This is a genomic window from Streptomyces sp. NPDC051677 (assembly GCF_044453465.1).
In the GTDB taxonomy this organism is placed as follows: Bacteria; Actinomycetota; Actinomycetes; order Streptomycetales; family Streptomycetaceae; genus Streptomyces.
The window spans coordinates 24,706-41,692 of the sequence record NZ_JBITCT010000065.1; the positions used below are offsets into that span (position 1 = coordinate 24,706).

General features: G+C 69.8%; 20 protein-coding genes and 2 pseudogenes. 14 read left to right on the plus strand and 8 right to left on the minus strand.

Features of this window, described 5'->3' with window-relative positions:
- Nucleotides 1-193: 193 nt before the first annotated feature.
- Nucleotides 194-892 carry an MOSC domain-containing protein gene (locus tag ACIBAF_RS43550; RefSeq protein ID WP_399471373.1) on the plus strand — a complete coding sequence of 233 codons (699 nt, stop codon included), beginning with the start codon at nt 194-196 and terminating at the stop codon, nt 890-892.
- A 108-nt stretch (nt 893-1,000) separates the two neighbouring features.
- Nucleotides 1,001-1,402: pseudogene (locus tag ACIBAF_RS43555) on the plus strand (hypothetical protein); the annotation flags it as partial.
- Nucleotides 1,403-1,453: 51 nt separating this feature from the next.
- Here the strand turns inward: ACIBAF_RS43555 and ACIBAF_RS43560 are convergent.
- Entirely contained in the window at nt 1,454-1,681 is a 228-nt protein-coding gene (locus ACIBAF_RS43560; RefSeq protein WP_399471375.1) for a hypothetical protein, read from the minus strand.
- Between the two features lie 259 nt (nt 1,682-1,940).
- On the opposite strand from ACIBAF_RS43560, the gene ACIBAF_RS43565 reads away from it, so the two are divergent.
- Together ACIBAF_RS43565 and ACIBAF_RS43570 are read left to right on the plus strand one after the other, a co-directional pair.
- Nucleotides 1,941-2,291 (plus strand): hypothetical protein, encoded by a 351-nt coding sequence (locus tag ACIBAF_RS43565; RefSeq protein ID WP_399471377.1) that lies wholly within the window; start codon nt 1,941-1,943, stop codon nt 2,289-2,291.
- Between the two features lie 164 nt (nt 2,292-2,455).
- On the plus strand, nt 2,456-3,166 hold the full coding sequence (locus ACIBAF_RS43570) for a DUF6445 family protein (protein WP_399471379.1): 711 nt from the start codon (nt 2,456-2,458) through the stop codon (nt 3,164-3,166).
- 40 nt (nt 3,167-3,206) lie between these two features.
- Here the strand turns inward: ACIBAF_RS43570 and ACIBAF_RS43575 are convergent, their stop codons facing one another.
- Nucleotides 3,207-3,749 (minus strand): FxLYD domain-containing protein, encoded by a 543-nt coding sequence (locus tag ACIBAF_RS43575; protein WP_399471381.1) that lies wholly within the window; start codon nt 3,747-3,749, stop codon nt 3,207-3,209.
- A gap of 174 nt (nt 3,750-3,923) precedes the next feature.
- On the opposite strand from ACIBAF_RS43575, the gene ACIBAF_RS43580 reads away from it, so the two are divergent.
- Both ACIBAF_RS43580 and ACIBAF_RS43585 read left to right on the plus strand, forming a co-directional pair.
- The gene (locus tag ACIBAF_RS43580; RefSeq protein WP_399471383.1) at nt 3,924-4,427 is read left to right on the plus strand and encodes a hypothetical protein; all 504 of its coding nucleotides are present in this window, start codon (nt 3,924-3,926) and stop codon (nt 4,425-4,427) included.
- Between the two features lie 4 nt (nt 4,428-4,431).
- Entirely contained in the window at nt 4,432-5,034 is a 603-nt protein-coding gene (locus ACIBAF_RS43585) for a hypothetical protein (protein WP_399471385.1), read from the plus strand.
- Here the strand turns inward: ACIBAF_RS43585 and ACIBAF_RS43590 are convergent.
- Complete coding sequence (locus ACIBAF_RS43590; RefSeq protein WP_399471387.1) at nt 4,926-5,864, minus strand: M23 family metallopeptidase; 939 nt, start codon at nt 5,862-5,864, stop codon at nt 4,926-4,928. The two genes, ACIBAF_RS43585 and ACIBAF_RS43590, sit on opposite strands and share 109 nt — an antisense overlap.
- A 63-nt stretch (nt 5,865-5,927) precedes the next feature.
- Nucleotides 5,928-6,917, minus strand: a complete 990-nt coding sequence (locus tag ACIBAF_RS43595) for a glycoside hydrolase family 26 protein (protein WP_399471389.1) — start codon at nt 6,915-6,917, stop codon at nt 5,928-5,930.
- 285 nt (nt 6,918-7,202) lie between these two features.
- Between ACIBAF_RS43595 and ACIBAF_RS43600 the strand changes: the two genes are divergently transcribed.
- From ACIBAF_RS43600 to ACIBAF_RS43610, 3 genes are all read left to right on the plus strand, one after another.
- Complete coding sequence (locus ACIBAF_RS43600) at nt 7,203-8,117, plus strand: hypothetical protein (RefSeq protein ID WP_399471391.1); 915 nt, start codon at nt 7,203-7,205, stop codon at nt 8,115-8,117.
- A gap of 168 nt (nt 8,118-8,285) precedes the next feature.
- Nucleotides 8,286-9,206 carry a hypothetical protein gene (locus ACIBAF_RS43605; RefSeq protein WP_399471393.1) on the plus strand — a complete coding sequence of 307 codons (921 nt, stop codon included), beginning with the start codon at nt 8,286-8,288 and terminating at the stop codon, nt 9,204-9,206.
- A 189-nt stretch (nt 9,207-9,395) separates the two neighbouring features.
- Complete coding sequence (locus tag ACIBAF_RS43610; protein ID WP_399471395.1) at nt 9,396-11,102, plus strand: lysyl oxidase family protein; 1,707 nt, start codon at nt 9,396-9,398, stop codon at nt 11,100-11,102.
- Nucleotides 11,103-11,326: 224 nt separating this feature from the next.
- Here the strand turns inward: ACIBAF_RS43610 and ACIBAF_RS43615 are convergent, their stop codons facing one another.
- Nucleotides 11,327-11,515 carry a hypothetical protein gene (locus ACIBAF_RS43615; RefSeq protein WP_399471397.1) on the minus strand — a complete coding sequence of 63 codons (189 nt, stop codon included), beginning with the start codon at nt 11,513-11,515 and terminating at the stop codon, nt 11,327-11,329.
- Entirely contained in the window at nt 11,512-11,796 is a 285-nt protein-coding gene (locus ACIBAF_RS43620) for a hypothetical protein (protein WP_399471399.1), read from the minus strand. Before ACIBAF_RS43620 ends, ACIBAF_RS43615 begins: the two co-directional genes overlap by 4 nt.
- A gap of 296 nt (nt 11,797-12,092) precedes the next feature.
- On the opposite strand from ACIBAF_RS43620, the gene ACIBAF_RS43625 reads away from it, so the two are divergent.
- The 5 genes from ACIBAF_RS43625 to ACIBAF_RS43645 all read left to right on the plus strand — a co-directional run bounded on the left by ACIBAF_RS43625 (nt 12,093) and on the right by ACIBAF_RS43645 (nt 16,232).
- The gene (locus tag ACIBAF_RS43625; protein ID WP_399471402.1) at nt 12,093-12,893 is read left to right on the plus strand and encodes a Scr1 family TA system antitoxin-like transcriptional regulator; all 801 of its coding nucleotides are present in this window, start codon (nt 12,093-12,095) and stop codon (nt 12,891-12,893) included.
- Nucleotides 12,883-13,107 carry a DUF397 domain-containing protein gene (locus tag ACIBAF_RS43630; protein ID WP_399471404.1) on the plus strand — a complete coding sequence of 75 codons (225 nt, stop codon included), beginning with the start codon at nt 12,883-12,885 and terminating at the stop codon, nt 13,105-13,107. Before ACIBAF_RS43625 ends, ACIBAF_RS43630 begins: the two co-directional genes overlap by 11 nt.
- 450 nt (nt 13,108-13,557) lie before the next feature.
- The gene (locus tag ACIBAF_RS43635) at nt 13,558-14,979 is read left to right on the plus strand and encodes an LCP family protein (RefSeq protein WP_399471406.1); all 1,422 of its coding nucleotides are present in this window, start codon (nt 13,558-13,560) and stop codon (nt 14,977-14,979) included.
- A gap of 316 nt (nt 14,980-15,295) precedes the next feature.
- A complete protein-coding gene (locus ACIBAF_RS43640) occupies nt 15,296-15,817 on the plus strand; it encodes a MarR family winged helix-turn-helix transcriptional regulator (protein ID WP_399471414.1) in 522 nt (173 codons plus the stop codon).
- Between the two features lie 88 nt (nt 15,818-15,905).
- On the plus strand, nt 15,906-16,232 hold the full coding sequence (locus ACIBAF_RS43645; protein ID WP_399471408.1) for a hypothetical protein: 327 nt from the start codon (nt 15,906-15,908) through the stop codon (nt 16,230-16,232).
- Nucleotides 16,233-16,236: 4 nt separating this feature from the next.
- On the opposite strand, the gene ACIBAF_RS43650 is transcribed toward ACIBAF_RS43645, so the two are convergent.
- Both ACIBAF_RS43650 and ACIBAF_RS43655 read right to left on the minus strand, forming a co-directional pair.
- Nucleotides 16,237-16,746, minus strand: a complete 510-nt coding sequence (locus tag ACIBAF_RS43650; protein WP_399471410.1) for a GtrA family protein — start codon at nt 16,744-16,746, stop codon at nt 16,237-16,239.
- Between the two features lie 52 nt (nt 16,747-16,798).
- A pseudogene (locus ACIBAF_RS43655) lies at nt 16,799-16,987 on the minus strand (hypothetical protein); the annotation flags it as partial.

The window sequence follows — 16,987 nt, forward strand, 5'->3', positions numbered from 1 at the left end:
TCCGCGAAAGTTGCACCGTTCCTCCTGCCCGGTCGGGGAATCCGCCGAAGTGCCGTGGATGTGTCGTCGCTGTGTCGTCACTCGGCGGGTCGGACAGAGAGAAATACGAACACGAGCCGCTTCGGACTCACCGTCCCCGGCAAAAATTTCACCGACGAGGGACGGACGACGGCGTGACGAGGGGGCGTGGGGGATGGCAGCGAGGTTGGTCGGTATCACGTACTACCCGGTGAAGGGCTGCGCGGGAACGGCGCTCACGGAGGCGACCCTGACGCACACAGGGCTGCTGCACGACCGCACTTACGCGATCGCCGACGAGAAGGGCGACCTGCGCTGGCAGGGGGGCGACCCCCGACTGGCCCTGATCACGCCGGAGTTGACGGACTCGGGCGAACTGATCCTGAAGGCGCGGGGCAGCCACCCGGTGAAGGCGGCGGAGGACATCGGGGCCGTGAACGCCTGGCTGACCGACGTGCTCGGTGCTCCGAGCACCCTGGTCCGCTCGCCGGCGGGCAACAGCAACCGCCTGCACGTGGTCTCCCGCTCCAGCCTGGACGCCCTGAACCACCGCATCCGCGAACGCGGAGCCGCGCCCGTCCCCATGACCCGCTTCCGCCCCAACCTGGTGGTGGACGGCTGGGCCGCCCCGCACGCCGAGAACAGCGCGGCGAGTCTCCACATCGCCGGCGCCGAACTCGCCTTCACGGAGGGAACGATCCGCTGCGCGGTCACGATGATCGACCAGACCACCGCCCGCCGAGCGGGCCCGGAACCCCTGCGCACCCTCGCGGACTACCGCCGCGCGGCCGACGGCGGAGTCGTCTTCGGCGCGTACTTCGAGGTACGGCGCGAGGGCAGGGTGTCGGTGGGGGACGAGGCACTGCCGGGCTGAGCCGACGTCCTGGAGGATTTCCAAGATCATTCATTCTGGATCGGGAATAGTCCGGAGTCGGCATGGACCTGGGACGATGGTGCCCTTGGCTTCGTTTTCGGACGGGTCCTACGTCGACCGCCGCATCCCGATCCGCCCTCGGCTGGAAGCGGGCCGGAACTGATCCAGCGCTACCGCGCAGTGGCGGCGAAGTTTCGCATCTCTGACCTTCCGCCTCTGGAAACGGCGTACTGGCTCATCAAGCCGCGTTCGCTGGTACGCGGGACGTGGGGCGAGGCGAAGGAGGCAGCGGCGTGGCTCGGGGAGCGATTGGCCGAGTACGCGCCTCGGTTCGCCTCAGCGAGGGAACGCGACCCCGTCCGCCGGTCGGCGCTGATCGACTCCGTGGCAGAAAGGCTCGGTTCGGGCGCGGACGTATCGCTCGGCTTCTACCTCGAACACCCCTCGTATCCATCACTGGCGTTGGTGTCATGCTCGCCGAATGGTTCGATGCCTGAGCTGGTGTGTCCTGAGAGGTGGGCAGGTTCCCGTGGATCACTCCAGGTGGGCATGCGGTGTCCCCTATGCGCCCTCGGCGTCCTTGAGGAGGCGGCGGGCTCGCAGGGCGCGGTTCATGGAGTGGACGCGGATCGCGGTGAACAGGACGACGGCGGCGCCGAGGGCGGCCATCTTCCACTCGTCGTCCCGGACGGACGCGTAGAAGAGGAAGCCGCTGAAGAGGACGCCGAAGACCGTGAGCAGGGGCTCGCGCACCCAGAACGGCAGAAGACGCAGCAGGGGACCGATCATCCGGTCACTTCAGCAGGCGCGCCCTGGGCGCGCTGTGGTGGAGGCCACAATTCCGGGAGTTTCTGTGCGTATGAAGTGGAGAAAGTGTGCGAAGGGTCGGGGTTGGCGGGGACCCGTGTGATGCGACCCCGGGAGGGCGCAGGGCGTTGGTCCGAACGGATGACAGAGAAACCTTCCCGCTTCTGATCCGCGCGTACGGGACGTCGTCGGAGGTGAAGGTGCAGGTGAAACTGCCTCTCCTCGCGAAATGAGAAACCTCGTGCGTCTCCGGCACTCCGTCGCCGCCGCCTGCGGCGCCCTCGCCCTCACGGCCGTCCTCGCCGCCCCCGCCCACGCCGCGACCGGCGACTTCGGGTACCAGGTCGTCGGCCTGAACGGGGAACCGATCTCGGCCGTCCTCCACGACCCGGCCACCGGTGAGTGCGTCACGCTCGCCGAAGTCGCGGACCCGGACGCCTCCGAGCCCGCCTTCGCCCCGCACAACGACACCGACCAGACCGCGGTCGTCTTCACCGAGCCGGACTGCTCGGGCGACTCCTGGACGCTGCGCCCCCACGGCCGCCCCGCCACGGACCGCCTCAAACTGCGCTCGGTCGTCTTCCTCCCGTGAGGGTGCGGGCGAGAGCGTGAACCTGAGAGCCTCCGTCCGGCTGCTTCGGCTTCAGCGGACGGGGGCTCTCCCCTTGCCGGTTGACGGAAGGTTGACCAGTTCACGGAAGAGTCCGGACCAAATCGCGGGCGAGTCCTGGTGAACCCCCGGCCTAGATTCGCCGCATGTCCATGCCACAGCGGCCCCACCAGCCCGCAAGGGCTGCCGCCACGCGTCCACTCCCCGTCCTGCCCTACCGCAAGCCCACCAAGGGCCGCGACTACTGGGTGATCGACGACGTCTTCCCCGAGGCCGACATCGCCGGGATCCGCGAGCGCTGTCTCGCCAAGGACGACTGGGTCAAGGGACACCCGTACACCTCGGAGAGCTGGCCCGGACTGCGCACCATGCCGGGGCTGGAGCCGGCCGAACTCGGGCGGGTGGAGCGGCTGGTGAGGAAGGAGACGGGCGCGCAGAAGCTGTGGGTGCAGCAGGCCCCCGGCGGCGGCACCCTCAACCACAACTGCATCCAGGTGGTCGGCGAGGGCGAGAGCACGCCCCGGCCGCACTCCGACTCGCGTGCGCTGTGCCGGTACGCCGCCGTGCTGTACCTCAACCCGTCCGTGCCCAAGGACTGCGGGACCAGCTTCTACCGGCAGTCCCTGCCCGGCGGACGGCTCGGCGGCAACGTCGTCCAGGCCCCGCACAACAACCTCGTCGAAGCCCTCGGCACCCGGTTCGTCGCGCCGGACGCCTTCGAGGAGGACGTACGCGTGCCCCACAAGTACAACCGGCTGCTCCTCTACAACGCCAACCTCATCCACACCGCGACCGGTTACTGCGGTACGACGCTGGAGGAGAAGCGGATGACGGCTGTCTTCTTCTGGATGGCCTGAGCCACCAGCCCCGTCACCATCGGCGCAGCCCCCGCCGGCCTCAGTACCGCACCGCCCGGGCCACCTCCGTCTTCACCGCGCCGGAGAGCGTGCGGTTGCTGCGGGCGGTGGCCTTGCCGGTCTTGCCGGCCGGGACGTCCGAGACGGTGACGAGGACCGTGTCGAGCCGCTTGCCCGAGGAGTCGTCGAAGTCGACCTGGACGGCGAAGGACTTCGTCGAGTCGGCCGTGTTGGTGACGGTGACCTCGACCGTGCTGCGGTCGCCGTCGGCGCCCGGCGTGCCGAGCTTCACATCGCCCTTGACGTCCACCCCGCCCTTGATCGAGTCGAGCTCGCGGCCCACCTCCGCCGTCGCCGAAGCGAACGCCGACGAGGCCTCGGAGGAGAGGTCGGACGCGAAGCCGGAGGCGATGGAGGAGGCGGCCGCGGTAGCCTCCCTGCCCAGCGACTCGGCGGCGGAGGCGGCCTTGCTGGCCGCCGACGACACCGACGAGGGGGTGTTCTCGTCCGAGCAGCCGGTGAGTGCGACGGCGCAGCAGATCGCCGTCGCGGTCAGCGACAGCACGCCCTTGATGCGCGGCATCGTTCCTCCTCGTGATGGTTTTCCCGGGCTCCTCCAGTGAAGGGGGCCCCGGCCCCGTCCGCATGCCGGCTCACCCGTACGGCGCACCCCCGTGGTGACCGCCCCCACCCGGACCGAAGGTCGACGAAGGACAGAAGGACAGGGGGACAGCCGTCTACAGGAACGGGCAGCGCCATGAGCAGCGACCAGACACACTCCAACCCGTCGCCGTCGCCGTCGAACTCGCACGTACCCCCGGTCTGGGACCCCTCCCACCAGGGCACCGGCACGCCCGGCCGGAGCCCGTCGCCGTCGGCCGGCGGCGGGCTGGCCGCCGGCGGGGTCGTCTTCGCGGGCGTGCTCATGTTCGTGAGCGGAGTCCTCGCCGTCTTCCAGGGCGTCGCCGGGATCTCCGAGGACGACGTCTACGCCCGGGTGGGCGACTACGCCTACGAGATGAGCCTGACCGTCTGGGGCTGGCTCCTGCTGATCGTGGGCGTCGTGGCGGCGGTCACCGGCTGGGGGCTGCTCAAGGGGGCCGCAAGCGCCGGGTGGGCGCGGATCAGCGGCATCGTGCTGGCCTCCCTGAGCCTGATCCTGCAGTTCCTGTTCCTGCCGTACGCGCCGGTCTGGGCGCTCATCCAGATCGCCATCGACGTGTTCGTGATCTGGGCGCTGGCCGCCTCCTCCGTAGCATGAGCAGGTGATCATCGACTGGGAGCTGACGGGGCACGGCTGGGCGAGCTGCCGGTTGTCGGCCGCCGACGGACAGGAAGCGGGCCTCGTCTGCGGCTACCTCACGGACGCGCTGGCCGACCTGGTGGCGGCCACGGGCGGGCTGTACGGCCCGGCGCGGGAGATCCGCTTCTTCTTCGACGTCGAACCGACGGAACTGCGCTGGGTGCTGCGCCGAGGCGGGAGCGAGGAGGCAGACGACGTCGAGGTGACCGTGTACCGCTTCCCCGACGTCGCGGTGAGCCTCGACCTGCCCGACTCCGCGGGCACGGTCGTCTGGCGCTCCACGCAGCCCCGCCCGGTCTTCGCCCACGCCGTGCTGGAGGCGGCGGAGGCCGTCCTCGCACGGCACGGCGAGGACGGCTACCGCGAGCGCTGGGGGCAGCACGACTATCCGGTGGCCCTGGTCCAGGACCTGCGCCGGTTGCACCTGCGCGACGACGCCTGCGGGGCGGCCCACGATCAGGGGGCGGCGGACGCTCCGGAGGCCGTTGAGGCCAGCGAGGCCGCGGCGACGTCCACGGCCTTGCGGCGCAGCCAGGGCAGGGGCGGTACCGCGGAGCCGATGTAGGGGGTGATCCGCACCTCGAAGTGGAGGTGCGGGCCGGTGACGTTGCCGGACGCGCCGGAGAGGCCGATCCGCTGCCCGGCCGCCACACGCGCGCCCTTGCGCACGTCGATGCGGGACAGGTGGGCGTACTGCGTGAAGTAGCCGTCGCCGTGCCGGATCAGGACCTGGTTGCCGAAGCCGTCGCCGCAGGTCGTCGCGCGGACGGTGCCGGCCCCGACGGCGTAGACGGGTGTGCCGGAGTGCACCGCGAAGTCCTGGCCGGTGTGACGGTGGGCCCAGCGGGAGCCCTTGGCGGCGAACCCGGCGGAGAGCCAGTAACGCCGGGTGGGGGCCGTCCAGTCCTGCACACGCTGCTCGGGCGAGGACCCGGGCGAGGACGCGGGGGAGGGTGAGGACGAGGGCGGGAACGAGGGCGAGGGCGGGGGCGGGGGCGAGGGTGAGCGGCTGGGCTCGCCGAACGGGCAGTGGCCGTACCGCCCGGAGGGATCGACGGCGACCGGGTCACCGACCTCCTTCGCCGTCGCCCGCAGCATGTCCCACAGGTCGGCGCGCAGGGCCTTGCGACGGCGTTCGGCGTCCTTGATCCGCGTGGGGAAGGTGTCGGCCTCCCGCAGCCGGTCGACCCGCTCGCGCGCCGCCTCGTGCGCGCGGACGGCACGGTCGGCGGCCGTACCCGACCCGTCGCCTCCGCTTCCCCCTCCGCGTCCCCCTCCACCTGCGCTTCCGCCTCCGGCCCCGGCGGGCACGGCGGTGAGCAGGAGGAGGGCGAGGGCGAGGAAGGCGGCCGCCCCGGTCGCGGCACGCAGGCGCGCGTGGTGTTCTCGTCCCATCGTGCGATGATCGGCGCGGGTGGGGCGGCCGGGCCCGTTACGCGCCCGGAGAGCGGTCGGCTTTCACCCGCCCGGCCCCGCGGCCCCGCCCGTCCCGGAGCCCATCAGGGAGCGATAGACGGCGGACGACCGCGGATTGTCGGCGCATCTCCACACCCCGTGCGGGCAGTAGTCGCTGATGGTCTGGTACAGCGGCCGGTGCTCGGCGAACCAGGTGAGCATGCCGCGCATGTAGTCGGGGTCGTCGCCGTTGCGGTACAGCCCCCACTCGGGATACGACACCGGCTTTCCGTGCGCCCGCGCGAACCGCACGTGGGCGGCGAGGCCGTACGGCTCGGCGACCTGCTCCTCGAAGGACATGCCGTGGGGCTGGTCGTAGGCGTCCATGCCGACGACGTCGACGTACCGGTCGCCGGGATAGCACGCGGTCCACGGCACGGCGTCCCGGCCCCGACTGGGCGTGAACTCGAACCGAAACCGCTGCCGCCCACCGCCCACGGACCCGCCCACGGACCGCATGGCGTCGACGATCCGCGCCCAGTACCGCCGCCAGGCCGCCGGATCGGGCCCGCACCGATGGGTGTACGTGATCCCGTTCATCTCCCAGCCCACCACCAGCACCGCATCGGGCACCCCGAGCGCCACGAGCCGCCGGGCCAGCGCACGGAAGTGCCCGTCGTAGTCGCCGCGGGCCCCCCTGCGCAGCTCCTCCCGCACGACCGCGTCGGACACGTGCTCCTCGGTCCGCTCCAGCATCGGCACGTTCAGCACGAACATCCGGTCGGCGCGCTGCCTCCGCCACTGCGCCCAGTACTCCAGATACCCGGGCGCGCCCTCGATGTTGCTCCACCGGTCCCCCGGCAGATACGCGTGCCCGACCCGAGGCGTCGCAGCCCCCAGCCACCCGTCCAGCCCCGCGATCCGCCGCACCCCGTCGCCGTCGAACCCCACATACGCCCCGAACGCCCCACCGGGCGCCCCGACTCCCCTCCCCACGGGAACACAGGCGGGCCCGACGAGCACGACAAGGGCGGCGAGGAACGGACCGAGCACCACCCGAAGGGCGCGCAGAGCGCGAAGAGCGCGAAGAGCGCGCAGGGCCCGAAGGAATCGAAGGGCGCGAAGGGCGTGAAGAACGCGAAGGGGGTGAAGCACCGGCTCAGAATGACGCCCCACTCCCTCCCGCACCCCGAACTCACCGACGAACCACCCGGACCGGGGACGGCAAGCGACTGTGTCCCGCGCGGCAACCTTCCGCCGGGCTGCGGCAACCCACACGTGCACGGAGCGCAGACACACGGAGTACGTGAATCCCGTTCCCCACACGAGGAGTTCACCATGCGCAGCCATCCCGCACGGCACCCTGCACGACACCCCGCCCGCCATCCGGCGCGGCATCCGGCACGGCCCCTCGCACGACTGCTCACCGTTCTCGCGGCGCTCGCCGCACTCCTCTTCCATGCGACCGGCGTCGCGGCCCCCCGCGCCCAGGCCGCCGACGAGTGGAACCCGCCCGCCAACCTCGTGCAGCCGCTGAACGAGGTCTGGAACCACGTCTCGACGACCTACCCCGACCTCTACGGCTTCCGTAACTACGGCTGGGACCAGGTCATGGCCAACAAGGGCAGCATCAACTACTGCGTCCGCTGGGAGTCCGACGCACCCGTCAGCACCGCCCTGCGCGACCAGATCCACGCGGCCCTGAAGAAGCAGTTCGCCAAGTGGATGGCCGCGCAACTGGAGAACGGCCGCGCCTACAACAACTGGCCGTACACCACCGTCCCGGTCAACATCGTTGGCTGGGCCGTGAAGAACCGCTCCACCCTCCAGTGGACCGACAACTCCGTCGACATCTACTCCGGCGTCCTCGACGGCGCCGGCGCCCCGCAGTGCGCCCCCGACTGCGGCCGCTTCTTCCACCAGGACGGCAACTACTCCAAGTGCCCCGGCGGCACCGCCCGCCACTACGACCAGTCCCTCTGGCTCACCAAGGGCTTCGGCGGCGGCGCCGGCGGCGACTGGGGCCAGCGCGTCGGCCAGGAGTACTTCACGTCCGCCCTGAACCAGGAGAACATCCACATCTACCTGCATGAAGTCGGCCATACCTTCGGCCTGGACGACTTCTACGACTGGACCCCCACCGGCCAGTGCTGCTTCATCATGAACGCCGGCAGCGCCACCCAGATCACCGAGTTCGACAAGTGGATGCTGCGCGACTTCTGGCGCCACCTGAAGGGGAGGTACGGCCGCTGACCCTGATGCGGATCCCGATACGCGATCCGCGCTGACCGCACGTTCCCCCCTGGCCGACATCGCGGCGAGCCGCACGCACCGTACGGAGTCGCCACGGAGTCGCCCGAACCCGTACGGAGTCGCACAGCGGGGTCCTAGCATTGGGGCCACGCGTCGGCAGGGGGGAACGTGACCGGTTCATTCGACGACGAGCTCGTGGCTTTCGCACAGGAACTCAGCGATCTTCATATCGCGTGCGGCCGCCCCAGTCTGACGGAGATCACCAGACGTGCGCATTCCTTCGAGCTGACGAAAAGCGGCGTCAGTGAGGCGCTGACCGGAATGCGGCTGCCGCAGCGCGAATTCCTGGTCGCGCTGGTGCGCGTTCTGGTCGCCTGCGGGGACGGAAAGGAAACCCGGGCGATCAGCTTGGGCGACCCACGGCTGACCGTCTGGTCCGACGAGTGGGCCCGCCTGTCGCAACTACAGAGGCAGACGCACTCGCAGCCGTACCCGCAGCCGAAGCTGAAGCTGAAGCCGCAACCGCAGTCGCACCGGGTGCCGTCGCGTCTCCCCGTCGACTTCGAGCTCCCGGCCCAGGACGCCCCGCGCCACGAGCTGGAGGGCGCGAAAGAAGGCCTGCGGACCATCATCGCGGACATCGAAGTGCTCGAGGAGCAGACGCGGGAGGAATTCCGCGAGCGCCTGGGCGAGCGGTCCAAGGTCAAGGCGGGGATTCGGGATCTCGAGGCGTTACTCGCGAAGGAACGCAACGACAACGCCGAGTTGAAGCAGAAGCTCGCGGACCTGCAGCAGCAGCACGACATGCTGGACGGTCAGGTGGTCGCACTGCGCCAGCAACTCCACGACATGACGGCGGAGAAACTGGATCTGGTCAACGAGGAAAAGGAAATCCTCACCTGGCAGTACCGCTCCAACTACGAATGGGGCCGCTTCGAGGAGCGGGCCCGGGAGCGGGCCGAGGCGGAGCTGGCGGCCGTGCGGACGGCGCTGTCACGGGAGATCGCCGCGCTCACCGCCGCGCTGGCCGACAGCGCGCGGAAGCTGGAGGCGGCCGACCTGCTCATTCGCGATCTCCGCAACCACTGACCCGCCCTCGCTGCCTTCCCTGCTCTCTTTTCCTCCTCAACAGGCAACCCGTACACGCCTTTTACCTCTCTCACAGGATGCTCACGGTCTCGGCCGGGACGCGCGGGGGTGCGTCCGTTCACCTGTGGTCGGGCCCGTGGGCTGTCCAGTCCGATGCCCCTGACCAGGGCACTCGCAGACGAGGAACCGATGACCAGACAGCACCATCGCAAGGGCATGCAGCGTGCGGCGTTCGCCGCGGGGGCCGTGCTCACCGTCGTAGCCGTCTCCGGGGCCGCTCCCGGCGCCGGCGCCGCGCCGCAGAGCACGCCCGGCACGCCGAAGCTCAAGCTGATCGCCGCGTCGAAGGCCGTGACCCTTGAGCGGTACGAGGGGAACGCCGGGGTCTACCTCGACCTCGGCACGTACGTCACCGTCGACAACGCTCCGCTGGAGCTCAAGGTGACCCGCAAGTCGTACAAGGACCCGGTCGTCGCCCAGCAGATCCTGCGCAACGGGACGAAGACGACGACGAAGACGCTGCCCGCGGGCACCGTCAAGGACTTCAGCGGGCTGCCCGGCTTCCTGGAGGTGTCCATCAAGAACGCGGCCGGGGTGGAGGTGCAGAAGACACAGGGCGCCTTCTGTCCCAACAACGCCTCCGGGCGACTTCGTCCGGACGCCCCGGCCACCTCGCACTATCCGGAGAGCTGCTCCACCAACCCCTTCACGCTCGGCTCCGTGTGGGGCGTCGAGAAGGGCTGGGCGTCCAACTCCAGCACCGTCGACTACGACAAGCCGGTGGACCTGCCCGTCGGCGAGTACACGGCCAAGGTGTCGGTCGCCAAGAAGTACCGGGATCTCTTCGGCATCCCGAACGACCAGCCGACCGTCAAGGTGACGGTGCGCGAGGACAGCGGCGGCGGCGAGGGCGGTGGCGTCGGCCTGCGTTCCTCGATGTCGTCCCACGGCGCCCACGGCGGCGGGCACGACATGGCCGGCATGGACGGCATGGAGGGCATGCCGGGCATGGCCGCCGGTCACCACTACGGCCCCCGTGGCGCCGACGCCCCCACCCCCTCCGCGCTCTCCCACGCCCTGGAGGCCCGCGGTCTCGCCCACCTGGGCGACGGCGCCGGTCACACCGACGGCTCCCGGATCGCGCCGGCGCTGAAGGCCGCCGCCAAGCGGCCCACCGGACGGGCGGGCGCTCCCGCCAACGTGCCCAAGCCCGACCTGCGTTCGCTGCCGGCCTGGGACATCGCGGTCACCGACGGCGAGGACGGCGACGTCGCGGGCAAGGACTACCTCGCCTTCAGCGCCAACGTCTGGAACGCCGGACCCGCCCCGCTCGTCGTGGACGGCTTCCGCAAGCCCGGCGCCGAACTGATGGACTCCTACCAGTACTTCTACGACGCCAAGGGCAAGCAGGTCGGCTACGCGCCCGCCGGCACCATGGAGTGGGACCCGCGCGTCGGCCACGAGCACTGGCACTTCACGGACTTCGCCAGCTACCGCCTGCTCGCCGCCGACCAGCACGAGATCGTCAAGAGCGGCAAGGAGGCGTTCTGCCTCGCCAACACGGACGCGATCGACTACACGGTGAAGAACGCCAACTGGCACCCGAACAACACCGATCTGTCGACCGCCTGCGGCGAGCAGAACTCCATCTCCGTGCGCGAGGTCCTCGACGTCGGCTCCGGTGACACGTACACCCAGTACCGTCCCGGCCAGTCGTTCGACATCACCGACCTGCCCAACGGCACCTACTACATCCAGGTCATCGCCAACCCGGCGAACCGCCTGCAGGAGACCAACACCAAGAACAACGTCTCCCTGCGCAAGGTCGTCCTGGGCGGCGCCCAGGGAGCCCGCACGGTGAAGGTCCCGCCGGTGGACCTGGTCAACGCGCCGTAACCCGCTGTGAACAGGTAGGACGTCGGCGGTGGCGATCACGCGGGACGGGCGTCCCCACGAGCCCGTCCCACGCTGCCATCGCCGGCCCCGCCTCTTCGGGTACGGCGACCTGGAGGTGTTCGTCTGCCGGTGCCGCGAGGTGCGGCTGGTGAGCGTGCCGACGTGGCGCGAGACGGTCGGACCTCGGCGACTCGGCGACCCTCACGTTCACGTGTGCCCGCCGGTCACCGGGTGACCGCCGCCCCGGCCCGGCGGTGGCAGGGGCAGCGGCAGCGGGCCACCAGCAGCAGCCCGGTGGAGTGCGGCAACGGCACGTCCCTGTCCTGACGGCACCACGCGTGCACGTCCTCGTATCCGGGCTTCGCCGCCAGCGCGCACTCGACGGACACGGACCGGCTGTCGGACGACGTCATGCGCCCTCGCCGCAGCGTGCGCCCCGGCTCTCCGCGATGCGGTGCACGGCCGTCAGGGACTCGCACATCCTGGCCAGCAGATAGCGGAGCTGGGCCGAGGTGGATGAGCCGTCGGCGAGCAGGTCGGCCGCGTGGCAGAGGAGTTCGCCCGCCATCGCGAGCTGGACGCGCTCCATGTCGTCGGCGATGCGCGAGACATACCCCGTGCCGTCGCCGACGAGGTACGCGGGCTGCCCCTCGGGCGTCGTCCAGGGGAGCAGACGAGGAGCGGGGTGGGTCATTCCGCCTCTCCCGGACGATAGCCGAGGCACGCCCCGACGCCGAAGCCCAGCACCATCGGAGGCGGCGCGGGCGTGGGCGTGGGCGAGGGCGGGACCGGGGTCGCAGTCGGGGTCGGGGTCGGGGCAGTCAGTGGTGGCGGAGGGGCCGGTGTGGTCCGGGAGAAGCGCCGCAGCAACGGCGCGAGAAGTCGGGGGACGCGAATGCGGAGGTACATGAGGCAAGCGTCGGGTGTCAGAACGTACAGTTCCAGTACACGCAGCGTGACAAATTCCTTGTCACACAGGGGAGTTAGCTCATGGCCAACGCTTTCGGTGACTGGCTCAAGCAACAGCGCGAGTCCGCCGGTCTGACCCAACAGGCGCTCGCGGACCGCGCCGTGATGACCCGCACGCACATCGCCCACATCGAGGCGGGCCGCCGAGTCCCGTCCGAGGAAGACGCCAAACGGCTGGACAGCGTCCTGAACACGGGGAACGTCCTGTTCAGCTTCCTTCCGAAGAACCACGACGGACCTGTCGCCGAACACTTCGAGACGGCCCACCGGTTGGAGAAACAGGCTGTCATGCTCCGCGAGTACGCACCGGCCTACGTGCCCGGTCTGTTGCAGACCAAGGCGTACGCGAATGCGGTTTTGAGCCTGGGCTTCCCTCCTCTGAGGGAATCAGAGCGTGACAGAGTCGTTGTCACACGGCTGGAGCGTGCCCGAATCCTTTTGGACCCCGTGACGCCCACATACTGGGTCCTGCTGGATGAGGCGGTCATCCGAAGGGCCTTTGGCGGCCCCGGAGTCATGGCCGCACAGCTCACCCACATTGCCGACCTCGGTGACAGCGGGCGCGTCCGCGTACATGTGATGCCCTTCGGCGCAGGCGGATACATGCTGCTCAAGGGCATGCTTACGCTCATGTGGTTCGACGACCAGCCTCCGGTGGCCTACACGGAAGGATTGTTCACCGGAAGAGTCGAGGACTCCCCGTCCCTGGTCCGGCGATACGAGGACGCATACCATCTCGCCTTGGGGGATGCCCTGCCTCGTAAAGAGTCATTGGATCTCCTGAGGGAAACCGCGAAGGAATACGGTCACCATGAAGGCTGAGCAGTACGTACCCGGCACCCCCGGACTCGACGGCTGGCGTAAGTCCAGCTATAGCGGGCCGGAAGGGGACAGCTGCGTCGAGGTCATCGACAACTACCCCGCCGCCGTCCCCGTCCGCGACTCCAAGACCCCGCACGGCCCCGCCCTTCTCGTCCCGGTGGCCGGCTGGGCGGCATTCGTCGGGGCGGTCAAGGACGGGGCGTTCGGGGGCTGACCTCGACCCCTGGTCTCGACGTGACGATGTGACAGAGCCTCTGTCACATCGTCGGCGAGGTTCTTCTCCAGGCTGGCGACGTAGTGGTCGAGGGGGGTGGGGGCGGACACGGCCGAACCTTTCGACGAAGGATGGGGGTCTGTGTTCCTTCGATCCTGGCCGTCCCGCCTGCCTGACCTGCCCTTCGGCGCGGGGCGAACGGTGGGCGTGAGAGAGCGGTTCGGGGGCGCGCGGAGGCAACCCTCGGGTGCCGTGCCGGGGCAACCCTTGTGTGGCTTCGCTCGTCTCCTGAGTCGCCTGTGCTTTTCGGACGTATTCCTACTCGCGTGTAGGGTTCCGACGTTCGGCGGTGACCAACGCCGACGATCCGAGCACGGTGTACGGGGTGACAACGGCCGAGGCGGAGGGCGAGCGCCGGTGAGCGGAACGAGAAGGCGTGGACGTACTCCCATGGAGGCGACCGGCCGGGGGAACATGCGGGGGAACGGCCCCGCGGGCCGGGGCAAGGGGGCCGGACCGGGCAGGTCCGGCGGTATCCGATTGACCCGGCGCGGGCGGATCCTCGCGTGGGGGGCCGGGGTGACGGCCGTCGTCGTCCTCGGGATCGGCGGGGTCGGCGCGTGGATCTACAACGACCTCAACAACAACATCAACTCGGCTGATGTGGACGACAAGTTGGGCGGCAACCGGCCGGTCAACCTGAGTCCCGGCTCCAAGAACATCATGATCGTCGGTTCCGACAGCCGTGACGGCGCGAACGCCAAGTACGGCAAGGATCTGACCACCATGCAGTCGGACACGCTGATGGTGCTGCACATACCGGCCGACCGTAAGTGGGCCTCGGTGGTGTCCTTCCCGCGTGACTCGTATGTGGAGATACCCAGTTGCCAGAAGGGCGACGGCAGTTCGTCCTCCCCGCACCACTTCAAGATCAACGAGGCGTTCGCGATCGGCGGCAGCAACGGCAAGGTCGGCGAGGCCGCCGCCTGCACCATAAAGACCGTCGAGTCCAACACGGGTCTGCGCATCGACCACTTCATGTCGGTCGACTTCTCCGGCTTCAAGGGCATGGTCGACGCGCTGGAGGGCATCGAGGTCTGCCCGAAGCAGGCCATCCACTCCGAGAAGGCCCGCCTGGACATGGAGGCCGGCTGCCAGAACGTCAAGGGCGAGAAGGCGCTCGGCTACGTCCGCGCCCGCTACGGCGTCGGCGACAACTCCGACATCGGGCGCATCGGGCGCCAGCAGGAGTTCATGGACGCCCTGGCGAAGAAGGCCAAGTCGAAGCTCACGAGCCCGAACGCGATGTACGGCTTCCTGCAGGCGATCACCAAGTCCCTCACGACCGACCCCGACATCGCCGGCATCCAGCCGCTGTACGGACTCGCCGACGAGCTCAAGGGCATCCCGAGCGACCGTCTCAGCTTCCTCACCGTGCCCAACTACGGGCGCGAGGCCGACAAACCGTCCGACAAGGCCAACGTCGTGTGGCAGTACCCGCAGGCGGCCGACCTGTTCACCTCCCTGGCCAAGGACAAGGAGGTCACCAAGCCGCAGTTGGAGGCGGCGAAGAAGAACGTGGTGTACGCCTCCAGCGTGCGCGTCCAGGTGCTCAACGGCACGGGCGTCCCCGGGCGCGCCGCAGCCGTCGCGGAGAAGCTGAAGGACGCCGGCTACACCGTCACCGGCACGGGCAACGCGCCCCAGACGGTGGCCAAATCGTCTCTGACCTACCCGGCGGGCCTCGACGGCAAGGCCGCCGTCATCGCCTCCAGGCTGCCCAACCTGAAGCCCACGGCGGACAGTTCGGCTGCGGCGGGGGTCGTCACCCTCGTCGTCGGGCAGGACCTGAAGGTCGACGAGGTCGCCTGACGAAGTGGACCTGCCGACGTAGACCTGACGGTGGAGACCTGACGGTGTACATGGTCAATCGGACCCCCCGGATGGGGTAAGCTTGATCTTGAGCCGGTCACCGGAAAGAAAAACGGTGAACGACCTCTGCGTTGGTGGTCCAAGGAAAGACGCCCCGCTTCCTGCGGGGAAATGCAGGTGCAAGGCCTGCCCGGCGCTCCATCGAGAACGAGTCCCATCCCGTGTCAGGCGGGGTGGGACTCGTTCGTTTGCGCCTCATGCTGACGGGATCTTGCTTGAGTCAGGCAAGTATCTGTACTGTGCGGTAATGCCGCCACTGCCACCGCCACCGCCGCCGTCACCGCCGGTCCCCGCAGACGTGATCGCCATCGAGCGGGCTCTCACCCGCATCACATACCTGGCCGGACGCGCCCGTCAGCACGAACGGCTGATGTCCCTCGTCGGCTTTCCCCTGGACCGGGCCGCCGTGGCGATCCTGCGCCACCTCTCAGCCGACGAGCAGTTGCGCCCCGGCATGCTCGCCGTCCGCCTCTCCGTCGAGGCGTCCCACGTCACCCGCCAGCTGACGCAGCTGGAGAAGTCCGGCTTCGTGGCCCGGATCCCGGACCCGGAGGACCGCCGGGCCCAGCTCATCCGCCTCACCGAGGCCGGTCGGATCGCCGTCGACCGCATCCGTGACGCGGGCCTGCGGGGCATGCAGGCCGCCCTGGCGGACTGGACCCCGGACGACCTGCATCAACTGGCGACGCTCTTCGACCGCCTGGTCGACGACTTCGTGACACACGCGGAGACCCCACTGGGCACCGCTCCGGCGCCGCCGCCGCCCGCTGCCGGGTGAACGCTGCGACGGACTCGCCGGTCGTGCCAGTCGTGTCAGTGCAGCGGAGCGGCGGAGGTCGGAGCTGGTTCGAACGGACGGGGTGGTGATGGCGGAACAGTGGCCCGAGGGGCCCGCGGCCGATCAGGAATTGGCGCGGGAGCGGTACGACTCCGACATGCGCGCGATGCGTGGGGAGCTGCGCGAGGTGTTCAGGGCCGACCCGTTCGACGCGCACCTCGGCCTGGGGATCGTCGTCTTCGCGAGTGTCCTCGTGGGTCTGATTGCGGGGCCGGTCGCCGGGGCCCTCGTGTCCGGAGCCTTCGCCGCCCTCTTCCTGGCGACTCTGCCGGTCATGCGCCTTCGGGGCATCCGAGGCCGAGAAGCGGGCCGCCGGGCCTATTTCTTCACCTTCGGGTGGGGGCAGTGGTTCTGACGCCTCAGGCTGTGAGGGCGGTGGCGGTGGCGGTGGGGGTGGGGAGTCGCAGAGGGGTCGGGGTCGGGGTCGAGGGCTTGGCGAAGACGTGCAGGCGCAGGATCAGGAAGCGGGCTATGCCGGCCAGGCCCGAGGCGGAGAGGTAGACGAGCTGCTCGGTGAGCATGCTGGGGGACGGCTGGAGCGCGTGGAGGACGATGACCGCCACGGAGGTCGCGGCGTAGGCCGCAGCCGCCGAACCCGCGGACTGCCAGTGGCGGCGCCAGCCCGCGGGGCCGCCGGTGCGGAAGGTGTAGCGGGCGTGGAGCTCGGTACACAGGACGGTCGAGGCGATGGTGATCAGCGCGTTCGACAGGGTCCACGGCATGAGCGTCGCCAGCAGGGGGACGGTCAGGCTGGAGAGGATGCCCGTGCCGCCGCCGAAGACCACGAAGCGGAAGAAGGAGGCCAGGGGGCCGGTGGTCGCCGCGTCCGGCGTGGGGGAGGTCAGCGACTTCACGGCGGGTCCTTCCATGGTGGGCGAGCTGGATTGCTTAACTCAGGCAACTATAAATAGCTTGCTTGACTTACGCAAGCACCTGGAAGGAAGAGGAGGAAAAGGGGGAGGGGCGGGGGGGGGGGGGGGGGGGGGGGGGGGGGGGGGGGGGGGGGGGGGGGCCGGGGGCGGCACCGGGCTGGTTCTCCTTCGGGAGGTGGCGGCTGACCTCGGCCGTCGTCAGACCCAGGCCGCCGAGTTTGATCTCGTCCCACGCCTG